Raw genomic sequence first — 17,271 nt, 5'->3', positions numbered from 1 at the left:
CTGCCGGACGTTTTCCGGTGGAACAGCGCCGAACAGTTATGACCGAAAATTTACGGACGTGTGGAAGGACGGTCGTGCACATCGTCATCATGGGCTGCGGGCGAGTGGGAGCCGCTCTCGCGCAGACCCTGGAACAGCAGGGGCACACGGTCGCAGTCGTCGACCAGGACCCCACGGCCTTCCGCCGCCTGGGTGCCGGGTTCGGCGGGCGCCGGGTCACCGGAGTCGGGTTCGACCAGGACACCCTCCGCGAGGCCGGGATCGAAGAGGCCGGTGCGTTCGCCGCGGTGAGCAGCGGGGACAACTCCAACATCATCGCCGCGCGGGTCGCCCGTGAGATGTTCGGGATCGAGAACGTCGCCGCCAGGATCTACGACCCCCGTCGTGCCGAGGTCTACCAGCGCCTGGGGATTCCGACCGTCGCCACGGTCCGCTGGACCGCCGACCAGATGCTGCGGCGGCTGCTGCCGTCCGGCGCCGAACCCCTGTGGCGCGACCCGAGCGGTGGTGTGCAGCTCGCCGAGGTGCACACGTCCGCCGCCTGGATCGGCCGCAAGATCAGCCAGCTCCAGGAGGAGACGGGCGTCCGTGTCGCGTTTCTCACGCGTCTGGGTGAAGCCATGCTGCCCACCTCGCAGACGGTGCTCCAGGAGGGCGATCTGGTGCACGTGATGATGCACACGGACGACGGCGACATCCAGCGGGTCGAGGCGGCCTTCGCCCAGGGTCCAGAGGAAGGCGGTCACTGATGCGCGTGGCTATTGCCGGGGCCGGTGCGGTGGGACGTTCCATCGCGGGCGAGCTGCTGGAGAACGGGCACGAGGTCCTGCTGGTCGACAAGGCGCCCACCGCCATCTCGGTGGAGCGGGTGCCGCTGGCCGAATGGCTGCTGGCCGACGCCTGCGAGATCACCTCGCTGGACGAGGCGGCGCTGCAGCGGTGCAACGTGGTGATCGCGGCGACCGGTGACGACAAGGTCAACCTGGTCGTCTCGTTGCTGGCGAAGACGGAGTACGGGGTGCCTCGGGTGGTGGCCCGGGTGAACAACCCCAAGAACGAGTGGCTGTTCAACGAGTCCTGGGGCGTCGACGTCGCGGTGTCCACCCCGCGCCTGATGTCGGCGCTGGTCGAGGAGGCGGTGAGCGTCGGCGATCTGGTACGGCTGCTGCGCTTCAGCCACGGTGACGCCAACCTCGTCGAGCTGACGCTGCCGCCCGAGTCGGCGCTGGCCGGCACCCAGGTCGGTGATGTGGCGTGGCCGGAGGACACCTCGCTGGTCACGATCATCCGCGGCACGCGCGTCCTGACGCCGAGCCCGGAGGAGACGCTGGAGCCGGGCGACGAGCTGCTGTTCGTCGCCGCGCAGGCGCGCGAGGAGCAGCTGGAGGACCTGCTGTCGGTACGGAGCGAGGGCGCCGCCGGTTAGGGACGTACGCCCGAAGGGCGGGGCCGCAACCGGCCCCGCCCTTCGGTGTGTGTCCGCGCGGTTGTTATGCCTCGCCGCGCTGTGCCTCGGCTGCGGCGGCCTTGCGGGCCTTCTCGGCCTGCTCCTCCGCCTCCATCTCCGCGAACACGTCGATCGGCGGCGGCGCCTTCGCCAGGAAGACCCAGGTCAGATAGACGGCGAGCAGGAACGGCGGGATCTTCAGCGCGATCAGCACCCAGCCGAACTTCGTGGTGTCGGCCCACCAGTACATCGGGAAGAGGATCGCGCACTTGGCCAGCAGGATCAGGCCCCAGGCCCAGCTGGACTTGGCGTACGCCGTCTTGCGGCCGGGGTTGCGGGTGCGCCAGGAGAGGTTCTCCTTGAACACCGGGCCGAGGATCACCCCGATCAGCGGGAAGCCCACCGCGGCGGTGACGATGTACGCGAGGGCCAGCCCCAGCGTGTAGATCATCCCCGGCAGATAGAAGTCCTTGGCGTTGCCGGTCATCATCGCGAAGACGACACCGAAGGCCACGCCGAAGACGCCGCTGAAGGCGTGCTTGACGGTGTCCTTGCGGACCAGCCGTACGGCGACGAGCACCAGGGAGACCGCGACGGCGGCGATCGCGGAGGACTTCAGGTCCTTGTTGACCGTGAAGATCGTCACGAACAGCAGGCCGGGGAGCACGGTCTCCACCATGCCCCGCACCCCGCCGAAGGCCTCGAAGAGAGCTGCCTCGGTGACAGCTCTCGCATCGGTGTCCTGGTCGGTTGCGGTCGGCTTGTCGAGAGACGTCACCGGCTACTCCTGTCCGAGCGGTCGCAGTTCGTATTTGGGGTTGAACAGCACCCGCCGGCCGTGGCTCATCGAGATCCGGCCGGAGGCGATCAGCCTGCGTCCCGGTTCTATGCCCACGATCGAGCGCCGTCCCAGCCACACCACGTCCAGCGGGGCCGTGCCGTCGAACAGCTCGGCCTCCAGGGCGGGCACACCGGCCCGGGGACGCAGGGTGACCGTGCGCAAGGTACCAGTCACCTTGACGATCTGGCGGTCGGTGCACTCGGAGATACGGGTGCACCCGGCGGCCTGTGCGTCCTCCTGCAGCTCCGCGGAGTGCAGGTCCTCCAGGGAGGTCGACAGCCGGTCGATCATCCGGCGGAAGCGGCCGGTCGGCTTAACACTCATACCCGAAGGGTACCGGGGAGCCGGGCCGTGGGATCAATGCTCGAACCGGTAGCCCATGCCCGGCTCGGTGACGAAGTGCCGGGGGTGCGAGGGGTCCGCCTCCAGCTTGCGGCGCAGTTGGGCCATGTAGACCCGCAGGTAGTTGGTCTCCGTGCCGTAGGAGGGGCCCCAGACCTCCTGGAGCAGCTGCTTCTGGCTGACGAGCCGACCGGTGTTCCGTACGAGCACCTCCAGGAGGTGCCACTCGGTGGGGGTGAGCCGTACGTCACGGCCCGCGCGCTGGACCTTCTTGGCCGCCAGGTCGACCGTGAAGTCCTCGGTCTCCACGAGCGAGACGTCCTCGCCGCCGCCGGATTCGGATCCGAGGGGTTCGGCCCTGCGGACCGCCGCGCGCAGCCGGGCCAGCAGTTCGTCCATGCCGAAGGGCTTGGTGACGTAGTCGTCGGCGCCCGCGTCCAGGGCCTCGACCTTCTCGTCCGAGGTGTGCCGGGCGGAGAGCACCAGGATCGGCACCCGGGTCCAGCCGCGCAGGCCCTTGATGACCTCCACGCCGTCCATGTCGGGCAGCCCGAGGTCCAGCAGGACCACGTCGGGGTGGCGGGCGGCGGCGAGCTGGAGGGCGGTGGCCCCGTCGGGGGCCGCGTCCACCTCGTACTTGCGTGCCTTCAGGTTGATCACAAGGGCGCGCACGATCTGCGGATCGTCCTCGACCACGAGCACCCGCGTCATAGCGAGATCTGCCTTTCTGCTGACGGTGTGGGGCATGCGGCGGCCCGTCCTCCGGCCGCCGCGAGTGTGAGGACCATGGTCATGCCACCGCCGGGGGTGTCCTCGGCGCCCAGCGTGCCGCCCATGGCCTCGACGAAGCCGCGGGCCACGGCGAGGCCGAGGCCGACCCCTACGCCGCGCGGGGCGTCGCCGAGGCGCTGGAAGGGCTCGAAGATGCGTTCCTTGGCCTCGTCGGGGACTCCGGGTCCCCGGTCGGCGACGCGGAGCTCCACCCGGTCGCCCAGGGCACTGGCCGCCACGGTGACGGGCACGTCGCCCGGGTTGTACTTGACCGCGTTCTCGACGATGTTGGCGACGGCCCGCTCCAGCAGGCCGGGGTCGACGGCCACCATGGGCAGCGTCTCGGGGATGTCGAGTTCGGCGCTGCCCTCGGGGACCCCGCCGAGGGCCATCGGGACCACTTCGTCGAGGTCGATCTCGCGGATCAGCGGGGTGACGGTGCCGGTCTGCAGCCGGGAGACGTCCAGGAGGTTCCCGACGAGGTGGTCGAGCCGGTCGGCGCCGTCCTCGATGCCTGCGAGCAGTTCCGCCTCGTCCTCGTCGGACCAGGAGACGTCGTCGGAGCGCAGGGAGCTGACGGCCGCCTTGATGGCGGCGAGCGGGGTGCGCAGATCGTGGCTGACGGCGGCGAGCAGAGCCGTACGGATGCGGTTGCCCTCGGCCAGCCTGCGGGCCTCCTCGGCCTCGCCGACGAGCCGCTGGCGGTCCAGTACGACGGCGGCCTGGGCGGCGAAGGCGCCGAGCACCCTGCGGTCCTCCGCGGGCAGGACCCGTCCGGAGAGCGCCATCGCCATGTGGTCGCCGATCGGCATGTCCACGTCCGCCTCCTCGGGGCGGGCGAGCGTACGGGGTCCGACGCTGCCCGCACAGACCCACGGGTCGACATCGCTCTTGCGTTCGAGGAGTGCCACGGAGTCCATGGCGAAGGTCTCCCTCACTCTTTCGAGAAGCGCGTCCAGGGTGGTCTCCCCGCGCAGCACGCTGCCCGCCAGGAAGGAAAGGATCTCCGACTCGGCCCGCAGCCTGGCCGCCTGGTGGGTACGGCGGGCCGCCTGGTCCACCACGGAGGCCACCGCCACGGCCACCGAAACGAAGATCACGATGGCGACGATGTTCTTCGAGTTCGAGATGGTCAGCAGGTGCAGCGGCGGGGCGAAGAAGTAGTTCAGCAGCAGCGAGCCGAAGGCCGCGGAGGCGAGCGCGGGCAGCAGACCGCCCAGCAGGGCCGCCGCCACGGTCAGCGACAGGAAGAGCAGCATGTCGTTGGCGAGGCCGAGGTCGGCGTCGATGTTGGTCAGCAGCACGGTGAGGATCGCCGGGCCGACCACGCCGGCCAGCCAGCCCCAGATGATCCGCACCTTCCCCAGCCGGGCGCCGCGGGCGACCGGCAGACCGCGCCCCTTGGCGACCTCCTCGTGGGTGACGATGTGGACGTCCAGGTCGGGCCCGGAATCGCGGGCCACGGTCTGTCCGACACCCGGGCCGAAGATGTACTGCCAGGTCTTGCGGCGGCTGGAGCCGAGCACGATCTGGGTGGCGTTCACACCCCGGGCGAATTCGAGCAGCGCGGAGGGGATGTCCTCCCCTATGACGTGGTGGAAGGTGCCGCCCAGGTCCTCGACCAGGGTCCGCTGGACCGCGAGCTCCTTCGGTGACGCCGAGGTCAGCCCGTCGCTGCGGGCGATGTAGACGGCGAGGATCTCGCTGCCGGAGCCCTTGGCGGCCATCCGGGCGGCCCGGCGGATGAGCGTGCGGCCCTCGGGGCCGCCCGTCAGCCCCACGACGATGCGTTCGCGGGCCTGCCAGGTGGAGCGGATGTTGTGCTCGCCGCGGTACTGCTGGAGGTATTCGTCGACCCGGTCGGCGACCCACAGCAGGGCGAGCTCGCGCAGCGCGGTGAGGTTTCCCGGGCGGAAGTAGTTGGACAGGGCCGCGTCGACCTTGTCCGGTTTGTAGATGTTGCCGTGCGCCATCCGGCGGCGCAGCGACTGGGGCGACATGTCGACGAGTTCGAGCTGGTCGGCACGGCGGACCACCTCGTCGGGGACGGTCTCCCGCTGGGCGACACCCGTTATCGACTCGACGACGTCACCGAGCGACTCCAGGTGCTGAATGTTGACGGCGGAGACGACGTCGATACCGGCCTGGAGGAGTTCCTCGACGTCCTGCCAGCGCTTGGTGTTGCGCGAGCCGGGGACATTGGTGTGGGCGAGTTCGTCGACCAGCGCGACGGCGGGCGCCCGCTCCAGGACCGCGTCCACGTCCATCTCGGTGAAGACGCTGCCCCGGTAGGTGATCTCACGGCGCCGGATCTGCTCCAGGCCGTGCATCATCACCTCGGTCCGCGGCCTGTCGTGGTGCTCGACGAAGGCCACGACGCAGTCCGTCCCCCGCTCCACCCTGCGGTGGGCCTCGGCGAGCATCGTGTACGTCTTGCCGACGCCCGGTGCCGCGCCGAGGAATATTCGAAGCTTGCCTCGTGCCATGGCCCCATTGTCTTTCAGAGAACAGGTGAGTACTCTCCGTCGACCATACGGCCAGGGATTCCGGCATAACGGACGGGGGGCCGTCCCGAGGGGGGTCTTGACACGATCCTGATGGGCCCGGCCGGCGCCCGCCTGGCCCGGATCCACGCTGGTCAGCCGCGACCGGACGGCTCTGGGCCGTCGGCAGCGCTCCCGCGGCAGGACGGTCAGCAGGGCTCAGCCGTGGTCGATGATCTGCCCGTCGCTGAGTTCCAGCACCCGGTCCGCGAGGTCGAGCAGCTGGGCGTCGTGCGTGGCCACCAGCGCCGTCACCCCCTCGCTCCGTACGACCGCGCGCAGCAGCTCCATCACCGCGAGCCCGGTCTCCGCGTCCAGCTGGCCGGTCGGCTCGTCCGCGATGAGCAGCGCGGGCCGGTTGGCGAGCGCACGGGCGATGGCCACCCGCTGCTGCTGCCCGCCGGACATCTCGCCGGGGCGCTGCGCCATGTGGTCGGCGAGGCCGACGAGGCCCAGCAGCAGAGCGACGCGCTCCTCCCGCTCGCGCGGGTCGGCCTTGCGCAGCCGCATCGGTACGCCGACGTTCTCGGCGGCCGAGAGGATCGGGATCAGTCCGAACGACTGGAAGATGAAGCCGATGCGGTCACGGCGCAGATCGAGCAGCCCGTTCTCACCGAGCCCGACCAGCTCCGTGCCGTCCACGGTGATCCGCCCCTCGCCGGGGGTGTCCAGACCGCCGACCAGATTGAGCAGGGTGGTCTTGCCGGAGCCCGAGCGGCCCTTGAGGGCGACGAGTTCACCGCGCGGCACGTCGAAGGAGACCCCGCGCAGCGCGTGCACGGCGGCGGCGCCCGTGCCGTACGAACGGTGCAGGTTCTCCACCCGCACCATCGGCTCGTCGGGCCGGTCGTCCGCCACGGCCGTGCCGGCCTGTCCGCTGGTGCCCTCGGTCATGCTCGCTCCCCCGTACGGTCCGGTCGATCGGCGTCAGTATGGTCACCGGACGCGCCGTCGGGCAATGGCGGGGCGCCGGTGCGTCCGCTGACAGCGGTGCGGCGGACCCGGTACGCGGGCGCGCGGAAGCGGCCCGCGGCGCTCTGGACACACCAGAACCACCGCGGGCCGCTGGGCAGTCGGCCGGGGATCAGCCCTTGACCAGCTGCTTCAGTGCCACGTTGAGTTCGAGGACGTTCACCCGGGGCTCGCCGATGAATCCCAGCCCCCGGCCGGTGGTGTGGTCGGCGACCAGCCTGTCCACCTGGGCCACGGTGAGGTGGTTGCGCTCCGCTACCCGGTGCACCTGGATCTCGGCGTACGCCGGGGAGATGTCCGGGTCGAGCCCGGAGGCCGACGAGGTGACGGCGTCGGCAGGCACCTCGGAGGGCTTCACCGTGTAGCCGGCCGCCGCGTTGTCCTCGATGACGGCGGCCTTGGCCTCCTTGACCGACTTGATCAGCCCGGCGTTGTCGCCGGACAGGTTGGTCGCGCCGGACACCAGCAACTTGTACTGGGTGTTGATGCTGTTGGTGCCGAGCCCGTTGGACGGCCGGGGCTGGAACCACTTGAGGTCGGGCGCCGGGGTCTCCTGCCCCTTCTTCAGCGGCAGGGTGTAGCTCTGCCCGATGAGGGAGGAACCGACGACCTTGCCCCCGGACTTGATCTCCGAGCCGTTGGCCTTGTCGTGGAACAGGGCCTGGGCGACGCCGGTGACGGCGAGCGGGTAGATCACCCCGCACACCACGGTCAGGACCAGAAGGGCACGCAGGGCGGCCCAGAGCAGCCGTCCCGTTCCGCTCACGGAGTTGTTCATGATGGTCACCCGATGCCAGGAATGAGGGAGAGGAGCAGGTCGATGATCTTGATGCCGACGAACGGCGCGACCAGGCCGCCGAGTCCGTAGATCCCGAGGTTGCGACGGAGCATCCGGTCCGCTCCCGTCGGCTTGTACTGCACGCCCTTCAGGGCGAGCGGCACCAGCGCGACGATGACCAGCGCGTTGAAGACGACCGCCGACAGGATCGCGGACTCCGGCGACGCGAGGTGCATGACGTTGAGCTTGTCCAGGCTCGGGTACGCCACCGCGAACATCGCCGGGATGATCGCGAAGTACTTCGCGACGTCGTTGGCGATCGAGAACGTCGTCAACGCGCCCCGCGTGATCAGCAGTTGCTTGCCGATCTCGACGATCTCGATCAGCTTGGTCGGGTTGGAGTCCAGGTCCACCATGTTCCCGGCCTCCTTGGCGGCCGAGGTCCCGGTGTTCATGGCCACCCCGACGTCCGCCTGGGCCAGCGCGGGGGCGTCGTTCGTACCGTCGCCGGTCATCGCCACGAGCTTGCCGCCGGCCTGCTCGCGCTTGATGAGCGCCATCTTGTCCTCGGGGGTGGCCTCGGCGAGGAAGTCGTCGACACCTGCCTCCTCGGCGATGGCCTTGGCGGTCAGCGGGTTGTCGCCGGTGATCATGACGGTCCTGATGCCCATCCGGCGCAGTTCGTCGAACCGCTCGCGCATGCCCTCCTTGACGACGTCCTTGAGGTGGATGACGCCCAGCACCCGGGCGCCCTCACCGTCCTCGACGGCGACGAGCAGCGGGGTGCCACCGGCCTGCGAGATCGCGTCGGTGAGCGTCCGGGCGTCCTCGGACACCTGACCGCCGCACTCCTCGACCCAGGCCACCACCGAGCCGCTCGCGCCCTTGCGGATCCGGCGCCCGCCGGTGTCCACCCCCGACATCCGGGTCTGGGCGGTGAAGGTGACCCAGTCGGCCCCGGTCAGCTCGCCCCGGCTCCGCTCGCGGAGCCCGTACTTCTCCTTGGCGAGTACGACGACCGAGCGTCCCTCGGGGGTCTCGTCGGCCAGCGAGGAGAGCTGCGCCGCGTCGGCGAGCACCGCCTCGGTGACTCCCCTGACCGGCACGAACGCGGCGGCCTGCCGGTTGCCCAGCGTGATGGTGCCGGTCTTGTCGAGCAGCAGTGTCGACACATCGCCCGCGGCCTCGACCGCGCGCCCCGACATGGCGAGGACATTGCGCTGCACCAGGCGGTCCATGCCCGCGATGCCGATCGCGGAGAGCAGGGCTCCGATGGTCGTCGGGATCAGGCAGACCAGCAGGGCGGTCAGCACGATCATGGACTGCTTGGCGCCCGCGTACGTGGCGAACGGCTGGAGGGTGACGACCGCCAGCAGGAAGACGATGGTGAGCGAGGCGAGCAGGATGTTCAGCGCGATCTCGTTCGGCGTCTTCTGCCGGGCCGCACCCTCCACCAGCTTGATCATCCGGTCGATGAAGGTCTCGCCCGGCTTCGTCATGATCTTGACGACGATCCGGTCGGAGAGCACCTTCGTACCGCCGGTGACGGCCGAGCGGTCACCGCCCGACTCCCGGATGACGGGGGCCGATTCACCGGTGATCGCGGACTCGTCGACCGACGCGACCCCTTCGACGACGTCGCCGTCGCCGGGGATGATGTCGCCGGCCTCGCAGACCACCAGGTCACCGATGCGCAGGCCGGTGCCGGGCACCTGCTCCTCCACCGAGCCGTCGAGCCGCCGTGCGACGGTGTCGCTCTTGGCCTTGCGGAGCGTGTCGGCCTGGGCCTTGCCCCGGCCCTCGGCGACCGCCTCGGCCAGGTTGGCGAAGATCGTCGTCAGCCAGAGCCAGCCGGTGATGGCCCAGCCGAACCAGTCGCCCGGATCCTTCAGGGCGAACACCGTGGTCACCACGGAACCGACCTCGACCACGAACATCACGGGCGACTTGACCATGAGCCGCGGGTCGAGCTTGCGTACCGCGTCGGGGAAGGACTTGATCAGCTGCTTGGGGTCGAACAGCCCACCGCCGACGCGCCCTTCGGGCTTCTGGTCGGGTGCGTCCGGGTGGGGCGCACGGGCCGGGGTGAGGGTACTCATGACGCCAGCCCTTCAGCGAGCGGACCCAGCGCGAGCGCCGGGAAATAGGTCAGTCCGGCGACGATCATGATCGTGCCGACGAGGAGCCCGGTGAAGAGCGGCTTGTCGGTACGGAGCGTGCCGGCGGTCGCGGGCACCGGCCGTTGTTCTGCGAGCGAACCGGCCAGCGCCAGCACGAACACCATGGGGACGAAACGGCCGAGCAGCATCGCCAGTCCGATGGTGGTGTTGAACCACTGGGTGTCCGCGCCGAGCCCGGCGAAGGCCGAGCCGTTGTTGTTGGCGCCCGAGGTGTAGGCGTAGAGGATCTCCGAGAAGCCGTGTGCACCGGAGTTGGTCATCGAGTGGCCCGGTGTCGGGAGTGCCAGCGCCGCAGCGGTGAAGCAGAGCACCAGCGCCGGGGTGATCAGGATGTAGCAGGCCGCGAACTTGATCTCGCGGACGCCGATCTTCTTGCCCAGGTACTCGGGCGTACGGCCCACCATCAGTCCCGCGATGAACACCGCGATGACCGCCATGATCAGCATCCCGTAGAGGCCGGAGCCGACACCGCCGGGGGCGATCTCGCCGAGCTGCATGCCGAGCATGGTGATGCCGCCGCCGAAGCCGGTGAAGGAGGAGTGGAAGGAGTTGACCGCGCCGGTCGAGGTGAGCGTGGTCGCCACCGAGAAGATCGACGAGCCGCCGATCCCGAAGCGCGTCTCCTTGCCCTCCATCGCGCCGCCCGCGAGGTCGAAGGCCGGGCCGCCGTGGTGGAACTCGGTCCACATCATCAGCGCGGTGAAGCCGATCCAGATCGTCACCATCGCGGCGAGGATCGCGTATCCCTGCTTGAGGGAGCCCACCATCCGGCCGAAGGTCCGGGTCATCGCGAAGGGGATGACCAGGATCAGGAAGATCTCCAGGAGGTTGGAGGTGCCGTTCGGGTTCTCGAAGGGGTGGGCGGAGTTGGCGTTGAAGTAGCCGCCGCCGTTGGTGCCCAGCTCCTTGATGGCCTCCTGGGAGGCGACGGCGCCGCCGTTCCACTGCTGCGAACCACCGCCGAACTGGCCGACCTCGTGGATCCCGGCGAAGTTCTGGATGGCACCGCAGGCCACCAGGATCAGCGCGCCGACGACGGCGATGGGGATCAGGATGCGGACGGTACCGCGCACCAGGTCGGCCCAGAAGTTGCCGAGTTCACCGGTGCGGGAGCGGGCGAAGCCGCGTACGAGGGCGACCGCGACGGCCATGCCGACGGCTGCCGAGACGAAGTTCTGCACCGCCAGGCCGCCGGTCTGCACGACGTGGCCCATGGCCTGCTCACCCGAGTACGACTGCCAGTTGGTGTTGGCGACGAACGAGGCGGCGGTGTTGAACGCCTGGTCCGGGTCGATCGACGCGAAGCCGAGTGAACCGGGCAGGCTGCCCTGCACCCGCTGGAGCAGGTACAGGAAGAGGATGCTCACCAGCGAGAAGGCGAGGACGCCCCGGAGATAGGACGGCCAGCGCATCTCGGATGCGGGGTTGGCGCCGATGGCCTTGTAGATCCACTTCTCGACCCGCAGATGCTTGTCGGAGGAGTAGACACGGGCCATGAAGTCGCCGAGCGGTCGGTAGGCCAGACCCAGCGCCACGATCAGCGCGAGCATCTGGAGCACACCGGCGAGGACGGGGCTCATCAGGGCTCAGAACCTCTCCGGGTGAACAAGGGCGAGGACGAGGTAGCCCAGCAGGGCGACAGCCACCACGAGGCCGACGACGGCCTCCACGGAAGAACCGCTCACAGCTTCGCCACCCCCTTGGCAATGAGCGCCACCAGTGCGAAGACCGCGATCATGGTGACGACGAAGGCCACATCGGCCATCGTGAGCTCCTGAAAGAGTTCGAAAATTCGGACTCCCTGAGCAAACCCTCTCGAACGGCCACAGAGCCTTCCGTTGACGGCACCCATACGGCGAGCGGCCCGCCCTTGATGCGATCCCTACGCGCAAGGCCGTGACCAGCAGAAAAGCCGGTGGCCCGCACCCCCGTGGGGGTGCGGGCCACCGGCTCTGCCGGATCGGGCCGATGGACGCGCGCCGACCTGGCCGATGTCCTGCCTGATGCCCTGGCCGATGTCCTGGCGGACGGCCGGTCAGCGCACCTCGGTGATCTCGGGACCGCGCTGAAGCTGTCCCATGCCGCCGGAGAAGCGCGAGCCCTCCTGCTCCTCCTGCTGGACGCCGTCGGGCATCATCTGCGCGTCGTCGGGCAGCTTGAGGACGATCGGGTCGCGGGGGGCCATCGGCCCTTCACCCCGGACGACGACGGTGTCCCGGAAGATCTGCTCAAGGAGGCCGGCGGCCTCGGGCTGGACCGCGCCCTGCCCGGAGATCACACCGCGCAGGAACCAGCGCGGCCCGTCGACCCCGACGAAGCGCACCAGCTGCACGCCGTTCGTACCGTCCGGGAGCTGTACGGGCACCTGGGCCCGCAGCTCCCAGCCGAGCGGACCCTCGACCTCGTCGATGATGCCGCCCTGCTGGGTGATGCCCGAGGCGATCTCCTCGCGCACCTCGCCCCAGATGCCTTCCTTCTTGGGCGCGGCGAAGCCCTGGAGCTGGACGGCACTGTCGCGCAGGACCACCGTGGCGGCGACGATCGCGTCACCCGCGACCTCGACGCGCAGCTCCATGCCCTCGACTCCGGGCACGAAGAGACCGCCGAGGTCCACCCGGCCCTCGCCCGGGGCGCCGACCTCGGAGATGTCCCACGGGCCGTCGGGCCGCGGGGCGGGCGGCAGGCCGGACCTGCGCGGCTCGCTCACCTCTGTCGCCTCGTTGCTCTCGGCGCCGTCGACGACCTGCTCGGCCTCGCCCGTCGCGTCCTCGTCGGAACCGCTGTTCTTGCGACGTCCGAACACGTCACTGTCCTTCCCGGTCGGATACGACCGATGCGTATCGATTCCCACCCTGTGAGCCGTCCACAGACGCGTGACCGCCGGTGGACCCGAAGCCCCCGCCGGCCCGCGCGGAGCCCGGAAGCTCCGCCACCTCATGGAAGCGCACCTTCTCGACCTGCTGTACTACCAGCTGGGCGATCCGGTCGAAACGCTCGAACCGCACCGTCTCGCGCGGATCGAGATTGACCACGATCACCTTGATCTCTCCACGGTACCCGGCATCCACCGTCCCCGGGGCATTCACCAGAGCGACTCCGCAGCGGGCGGCGAGACCGGATCGGGGGTGCACGAAGGCGGCATACCCATCGGGCAGGGCCACTGACACTCCGGTGGGCAGCACGATCCGCTCCCCGGGAGCGAGCTCGGCCGCCTCGGTGGTGACCAGATCGGCGCCGGCGTCGCCGGGATGCCCGTACGCCGGGATCGGCACCTCGGGATCGACACGGTGGATCAGTACGTCCACGGGGGCGCGGCTCACGGGTTCACCTCGAAGGCGCGGACGCGCTTGATCTGGTCGGGGTCGGCCATCGCGGCCCGGATCTCCTCCGGGCGTCCGTTCTCGGTGAAGTGGTCGACCTTGACCTCGACGAAAAGCGCGTCGGCACGGACCGCGACGGGCCCTTCGGGGCCGCCGATCCGGCCGGTGGCCGTGGAGTAGATCTTCCGGCCGTGCACCGCGGTGACCTCGGCCTCCAGGTGGAGCACGGTGTCCACCGGGACGGGCCGTACGAAGTCCGTCTCCAGCCGTCCGGTCACCGCGATGACCCGCAGCAGCCAGTTCAGCGAACCGAGCGTCTCGTCGAGCGCCGAGGCCAGCACGCCGCCGTGGGCGAGGCCGGGCGCACCCTGGTGGGCGGACTGCACGGTGAATTCGGCGGTGATCGTCACACCTTCGCCGGCCCTGGTCTGGAGGTGCAGCCCGTGCGGCTGTCCCTCGCCGCAGCCGAAGCAGTGCGCGTAGTGCGCTCCGAGCAGCTCTCCGGGGGCCGGGGCATCGGGATGGCGCACGGGCGCCATGGCATCGGCCGGGGGCGTCAGCGCTGAAGATGTTCGTGTCACAGCCGCAGACATTACCCGCGCGGTCACGCCGGTACCGCACCATGCCAAGCTTGGTTTCATGCAGCCTTACGAAGAACGTCTCACCGCGCCCCGTTCCTGGTGGCTGATCGCCCTGCTCGTCGGGATCGCGGGCGGGCTGATCGCGCTGCCGCTGGGCACGCTGCCGATGCTCGGCGGTCTGGTCGGCGGTGCGGCGGTGGCGGGCGTGATCGTGAGCTCGTACGGTTCGGTCCGCATCCGCGTCGTCGCGGGCTCACTCGTCGCGGGGGACGCGAAGATCCCGCTGACCGCGCTGGGCGAGGCCACGGTGCTGGACGCGGAGGAGACCGTCGCCTGGCGCTCGTACAAGTCCGATCCGCGTGCCTTCATGCTGATGCGCAGCTATGTGCACACGGCGCTGCGGGTGGAGATCACCGACCCGGCCGACCCGACGCCGTACGCCTATCTCTCGACGCGGGACCCCGAGGCGCTCAAGGCGGCACTCACGGCCGTGCCCGCCACCTAGGACTGTCCGGCCGGTTTCTGCCGGGCGGGAAAGGAGCGGGGCGCTCAGCACCCTTCGGGTCCTCGGGCGGTACGAGCTTCCCGGGCCGTGACAGCGGGGGCAGCTCGGGGAGGGCGTCCCAAGGGACCTGGCGCTTGCGCATGTCCTTGCGGATCTTCTCCGCGACTCTCCTGGTGTCCCGGCGGTTCATGGCCGCGCCGACGGCGGCGCCCACCATGAACGGCATCAGGTTCGGCAGGTCGCGGAAGGTGCGCTTCATGATCTGCTGCCGCAGTTCGCGCTTCATCTGACCGCCGAGGGCCGCGTTCACCGTGGCCGGCTTGGTGATGTCGAAGCCGCGCTCGCCCGACCACGCGTTCAGATACGCGGTGGAGCGGTCCTTGAGATTGCCCGGCGGGCGCATGCCGTAGACCTCGTGGAGCTCGGCGATGAGCTTCAGCTCGATCGCCGCGACTCCGGTGATCTCGGCTGCGATCTCAGCCGGTATCGCGGGCGGTACGGGCAGCATCGCGGCTGCTCCGATGCCCGCGCCGACGGTGGATGTCGCATTGGCCGCACCCGCGACCAGCTTGTCGGCGATCTCCTCCGGGCCCAGGCCCGGGAAGTGTCTGCGCAGAGTCGCGAGATCGCGGACCGGGATCCGCGGCGCGATGTCGATGACGCGGTCGACGACGTACGCCAGCCCGGCCCTCGCCCCCCGACCGCTCTTCTGCACGCCGTTCTGTATGCCGTGTTTCAGGGCGCCCAGGCGGCGGGCCCCGGTCTTGGGTCCGTCCTGCACGCCCTGTACCACCGCACCCGTCACCGCATCTGCCACTGCGTCGAAAGGTGCCGCTTCGTCGAGCGAGGCCGACCGGCCCCGCTCGTCGTCACGTGCGCTGCTGACGAGCGCGCTCGCCCCGTGGTCGTTCTCCTCCGGGAGCCGGAGGGCATAGGGCTCGGCAGACGCTTCCGCGCCTTCAGCCGGGCCCGTGCCGTCCTGCTGGCCCTCGGGGGAACCCTTCCGCCGGAAGCTTCGCTTCCGGGACGGTTTCGCGCCTGCCACGGCCGACTGCCTAGTCGCAGTCGCGGCAGATGGGCTGGCCGTTCTTCTCGCGCGCCAGCTGGCTGCGGTGGTGCACGAGGAAGCAGCTCATGCAGGTGAACTCGTCGGCCTGCCGGGGCAGGACCCGGACCGACAGCTCTTCGTTGGACAGGTCTGCGCCGGGCAGCTCCAGTCCCTCGGCCTGCTCGAACTCGTCGACGTCGACAGCAGCCGTCGACTTGTCGTTCCGACGTGCCTTGAGCTCTTCCAGACTGTCCTGGTCGCTGTCGTCGTCGGTCTTGCGTGGAGTGTCGTAATCCGTAGCCATGTCGCGCTCTCCCCCTCTGGGTATTTGCGGTGTCTCCAGCGCACGTAACGCGTGAGAGGCCGGACTTGTGCCCGACCTGAGGCGGAGATTTTGCCTCACATCAAGGTCTGTTACTCAATCGACACCCAACCGGATCCCCCGGGAGAGATCGATTTGGATGGCGATCGGGACCGTACACGGTCCGGGCGTGGCGCTTTGCGGGTACCACCCCGTGTACTTCCCGTGATCGCACCCCCTGGAAACCCCGGATTTTCCCGGTTTTTCGGGGATTTGGGGTTCACGGAGAGTAGGTGGGCGGAAATCCGGACCTGTGACCGATCGCACATATGTTTCTCGGGAACGCGTCCCGGAAATTCCGCGCAAAGCGAACATCTGGACTGCCCCCGGAAACGTCTCAAACAGGCAACGTGACACGCATCACGAGGCCGCCGCCCTCGCGAGGCTCCGCGATGATACGGCCTCCGTGGGCGCGCGCGACGGAGCGGGCGATGGAGAGCCCGAGCCCCACCCCCTTGTCGCTCCCGGTCCGCTCGGTACGCAGGCGCCTGAACGGCTCGAAGAGGTTGTCGATCTCGTACGCGGGGACCACGGGTCCCGTGTTCGACACCACCAGCACCGCCTGTCCGGGCTGGAGCTCGGTGGTGACCTCCACCCAGCCGCCCTCCGGGATGTTGTAACGCACCGCGTTCTGCACCAGGTTCAGGGCGATCCGCTCCAGCAGGACGCCGTTGCCCTGGACCACCGCGGGCGCCTGCTCCCCGCGCAGTTCCACGCCCTTCGCCTCGGCCTCCGCGTGGGTCTGGTCGAGGGCGCGGGTGGCGACTTCGGCCAGGTCGACCGGTTTCCGCTCGACGATCTGGTTGTCGCTGCGGGCGAGCAGCAGCAGCCCCTCCACCAGTTGCTCGCTGCGTTCGTTGGTGGCCAGCAGCGTCTTGCCCAGCTGGGTCAGCTCCACCGGCGCGCCCGGGTCGGAGAGGTGGACCTCCAGAAGCGTGCGGTTGATCGCGAGCGGGGTGCGCAGCTCGTGCGAGGCGTTCGCCACGAAGCGCTGCTGCGCGGTGAAGGCCCGCTCCAGTCGGTCGAGCATCTCGTCGAAGGTGTCGGCCAGCTCCTTGAGCTCGTCGTCCGGGCCGTCCAGCTCGATCCGCCTGGTCAGGTCCGTTCCGGCCACCCGGCGGGCGGTACGCGTCATCCGACCGAGCGGCGACAGCACCCGCCCGGCCACGGCGTAGCCGAAGGCGAAGGCGATGATGCTCAGGCCCACGAGGGCGTACAGCGAGCGGGTCAGCAGATTGTCGAGGGCGTGCTGACGCTGCTCGCTCATGCATGCCTTCAGCACGCTGTTCAGCTGGTCGCTGTTCTGTGTCTGCCCGAGGTTCGGACAGGTCGGGCTGGCGATGGACACGTTCTGGCCGGACACCTGGAAGGCAGGGGTGCTGCTGCCGCTGTGCAGCGCCTGCGCCGCCAGCATGTAGATGATCGTGAGCAGCAGGATCCCGGCGATCAGGAACATCCCGCCGTACAGCAGGGTCAGGCGTATCCGGATGGTCGGACGCAGCAAGGGCGACAGGGACTCGGCTGATTTCGGGTCCCAGGTCGGCTTGGGAGGCGCCGTCGGCGGCGCGGGGGTGGAGGCCAC

Annotated in this window: 19 protein-coding genes; 3 read left to right on the top strand and 16 right to left on the bottom strand. The window is 69.6% G+C overall.

Features of this window, described 5'->3' with window-relative positions:
- The first annotated feature begins 74 nt into the window (after window positions 1-74).
- Both OG709_RS27860 and OG709_RS27855 read left to right on the top strand, forming a co-directional pair.
- Complete coding sequence (locus OG709_RS27860; protein ID WP_250304754.1) at window positions 75-749, top strand: potassium channel family protein; 675 nt, start codon at window positions 75-77, stop codon at window positions 747-749.
- Window positions 749-1,426, top strand: a complete 678-nt coding sequence (locus tag OG709_RS27855; RefSeq protein WP_250304755.1) for a potassium channel family protein — start codon at window positions 749-751, stop codon at window positions 1,424-1,426. The genes OG709_RS27860 and OG709_RS27855 overlap by 1 nt, the downstream gene beginning before the upstream one ends.
- 64 nt (window positions 1,427-1,490) lie before the next feature.
- Here OG709_RS27855 and OG709_RS27850 read toward each other — a convergent pair whose 3' ends face one another.
- From OG709_RS27850 to OG709_RS27790, 13 genes are all read right to left on the bottom strand, one after another.
- On the bottom strand, window positions 1,491-2,225 hold the full coding sequence (locus OG709_RS27850; protein WP_250304756.1) for a DUF3159 domain-containing protein: 735 nt from the start codon (window positions 2,223-2,225) through the stop codon (window positions 1,491-1,493).
- 3 nt (window positions 2,226-2,228) lie between these two features.
- A complete protein-coding gene (locus OG709_RS27845; protein WP_250304848.1) occupies window positions 2,229-2,579 on the bottom strand; it encodes an OB-fold nucleic acid binding domain-containing protein in 351 nt (116 codons plus the stop codon).
- 66 nt (window positions 2,580-2,645) lie between these two features.
- Entirely contained in the window at window positions 2,646-3,341 is a 696-nt protein-coding gene (locus OG709_RS27840) for a response regulator (protein ID WP_250304757.1), read from the bottom strand.
- A complete protein-coding gene (locus tag OG709_RS27835; protein WP_250304758.1) occupies window positions 3,338-5,887 on the bottom strand; it encodes a sensor histidine kinase in 2,550 nt (849 codons plus the stop codon). The genes OG709_RS27840 and OG709_RS27835 overlap by 4 nt, the downstream gene beginning before the upstream one ends.
- 216 nt (window positions 5,888-6,103) lie before the next feature.
- A complete protein-coding gene (locus tag OG709_RS27830; protein ID WP_250304759.1) occupies window positions 6,104-6,838 on the bottom strand; it encodes an ABC transporter ATP-binding protein in 735 nt (244 codons plus the stop codon).
- A 190-nt stretch (window positions 6,839-7,028) separates the two neighbouring features.
- Window positions 7,029-7,694 (bottom strand): potassium-transporting ATPase subunit C, encoded by a 666-nt coding sequence (locus OG709_RS27825; RefSeq protein ID WP_250304760.1) that lies wholly within the window; start codon window positions 7,692-7,694, stop codon window positions 7,029-7,031.
- Between the two features lie 5 nt (window positions 7,695-7,699).
- Window positions 7,700-9,793: a potassium-transporting ATPase subunit KdpB gene (gene kdpB, locus OG709_RS27820; protein ID WP_266640392.1), complete on the bottom strand. Its 2,094-nt coding sequence runs from the start codon at window positions 9,791-9,793 to the stop codon at window positions 7,700-7,702.
- Window positions 9,790-11,454 carry a potassium-transporting ATPase subunit KdpA gene (gene kdpA / locus OG709_RS27815; RefSeq protein WP_250304762.1) on the bottom strand — a complete coding sequence of 555 codons (1,665 nt, stop codon included), beginning with the start codon at window positions 11,452-11,454 and terminating at the stop codon, window positions 9,790-9,792. The genes kdpB and kdpA overlap by 4 nt, the downstream gene beginning before the upstream one ends.
- Before the next feature lie 6 nt (window positions 11,455-11,460).
- On the bottom strand, window positions 11,461-11,559 hold the full coding sequence (gene kdpF / locus OG709_RS27810) for a K(+)-transporting ATPase subunit F (protein ID WP_250304763.1): 99 nt from the start codon (window positions 11,557-11,559) through the stop codon (window positions 11,461-11,463).
- Entirely contained in the window at window positions 11,556-11,726 is a 171-nt protein-coding gene (locus OG709_RS27805; RefSeq protein ID WP_250304764.1) for a hypothetical protein, read from the bottom strand. Before OG709_RS27805 ends, kdpF begins: the two co-directional genes overlap by 4 nt.
- Before the next feature lie 183 nt (window positions 11,727-11,909).
- Window positions 11,910-12,677, bottom strand: coding sequence for a DUF3710 domain-containing protein (locus tag OG709_RS27800; RefSeq protein WP_250304765.1), 768 nt, complete (start codon window positions 12,675-12,677; stop codon window positions 11,910-11,912).
- A 1-nt stretch (window position 12,678) separates the two neighbouring features.
- On the bottom strand, window positions 12,679-13,194 hold the full coding sequence (gene dut / locus OG709_RS27795; RefSeq protein ID WP_250304766.1) for a dUTP diphosphatase: 516 nt from the start codon (window positions 13,192-13,194) through the stop codon (window positions 12,679-12,681).
- Window positions 13,191-13,775 carry a PaaI family thioesterase gene (locus OG709_RS27790; RefSeq protein ID WP_250304767.1) on the bottom strand — a complete coding sequence of 195 codons (585 nt, stop codon included), beginning with the start codon at window positions 13,773-13,775 and terminating at the stop codon, window positions 13,191-13,193. The genes dut and OG709_RS27790 overlap by 4 nt, the downstream gene beginning before the upstream one ends.
- A gap of 58 nt (window positions 13,776-13,833) precedes the next feature.
- Here OG709_RS27790 and OG709_RS27785 point away from each other — a divergent pair, with 58 nt between their 5' ends.
- Entirely contained in the window at window positions 13,834-14,280 is a 447-nt protein-coding gene (locus OG709_RS27785; RefSeq protein ID WP_250304768.1) for a DUF3093 domain-containing protein, read from the top strand.
- Here the strand turns inward: OG709_RS27785 and OG709_RS27780 are convergent.
- From OG709_RS27780 to OG709_RS27770, 3 genes are all read right to left on the bottom strand, one after another.
- The gene (locus OG709_RS27780; protein WP_326693858.1) at window positions 14,258-15,325 is read right to left on the bottom strand and encodes a hypothetical protein; all 1,068 of its coding nucleotides are present in this window, start codon (window positions 15,323-15,325) and stop codon (window positions 14,258-14,260) included. The two genes, OG709_RS27785 and OG709_RS27780, sit on opposite strands and share 23 nt — an antisense overlap.
- A gap of 10 nt (window positions 15,326-15,335) precedes the next feature.
- Window positions 15,336-15,632, bottom strand: a complete 297-nt coding sequence (locus tag OG709_RS27775) for a DUF4193 domain-containing protein (protein ID WP_164260119.1) — start codon at window positions 15,630-15,632, stop codon at window positions 15,336-15,338.
- Window positions 15,633-16,026: 394 nt separating this feature from the next.
- A complete protein-coding gene (locus OG709_RS27770) occupies window positions 16,027-17,271 on the bottom strand; it encodes a sensor histidine kinase (protein WP_250304770.1) in 1,245 nt (414 codons plus the stop codon).

It is taken from the genome of Streptomyces sp. NBC_01267 (assembly GCF_036241575.1).
Lineage (GTDB): Bacteria > Actinomycetota > Actinomycetes > Streptomycetales > Streptomycetaceae > Streptomyces.
Note: the sequence above shows the minus strand (reverse complement) of the source record. Positions and strands in the feature narration are given on the sequence as shown.

What these genes read in the sequence shown, in the direction of transcription:
- OG709_RS27855 (WP_250304755.1), top strand. Translation starts at nt 749, where the DNA reads ATGCGCGTGGCTATTGCCGGGGCCGGTGCGGTGGGACGTTCCATCGCG.
- OG709_RS27845 (WP_250304848.1), bottom strand. Translation starts at nt 2,579, where the DNA reads ATGATCGACCGGCTGTCGACCTCCCTGGAGGACCTGCACTCCGCGGAG.
- OG709_RS27840 (WP_250304757.1), bottom strand. Translation starts at nt 3,341, where the DNA reads ATGACGCGGGTGCTCGTGGTCGAGGACGATCCGCAGATCGTGCGCGCC.
- OG709_RS27835 (WP_250304758.1), bottom strand. Translation starts at nt 5,887, where the DNA reads ATGGCACGAGGCAAGCTTCGAATATTCCTCGGCGCGGCACCGGGCGTC.
- OG709_RS27830 (WP_250304759.1), bottom strand. Translation starts at nt 6,838, where the DNA reads ATGACCGAGGGCACCAGCGGACAGGCCGGCACGGCCGTGGCGGACGAC.
- OG709_RS27825 (WP_250304760.1), bottom strand. Translation starts at nt 7,694, where the DNA reads ATGAACAACTCCGTGAGCGGAACGGGACGGCTGCTCTGGGCCGCCCTG.
- kdpB (WP_266640392.1), bottom strand. Translation starts at nt 9,793, where the DNA reads ATGAGTACCCTCACCCCGGCCCGTGCGCCCCACCCGGACGCACCCGAC.
- kdpA (WP_250304762.1), bottom strand. Translation starts at nt 11,454, where the DNA reads ATGAGCCCCGTCCTCGCCGGTGTGCTCCAGATGCTCGCGCTGATCGTG.
- OG709_RS27805 (WP_250304764.1), bottom strand. Translation starts at nt 11,726, where the DNA reads ATGGGTGCCGTCAACGGAAGGCTCTGTGGCCGTTCGAGAGGGTTTGCT.
- OG709_RS27785 (WP_250304768.1), top strand. Translation starts at nt 13,834, where the DNA reads ATGCAGCCTTACGAAGAACGTCTCACCGCGCCCCGTTCCTGGTGGCTG.
- OG709_RS27775 (WP_164260119.1), bottom strand. Translation starts at nt 15,632, where the DNA reads ATGGCTACGGATTACGACACTCCACGCAAGACCGACGACGACAGCGAC.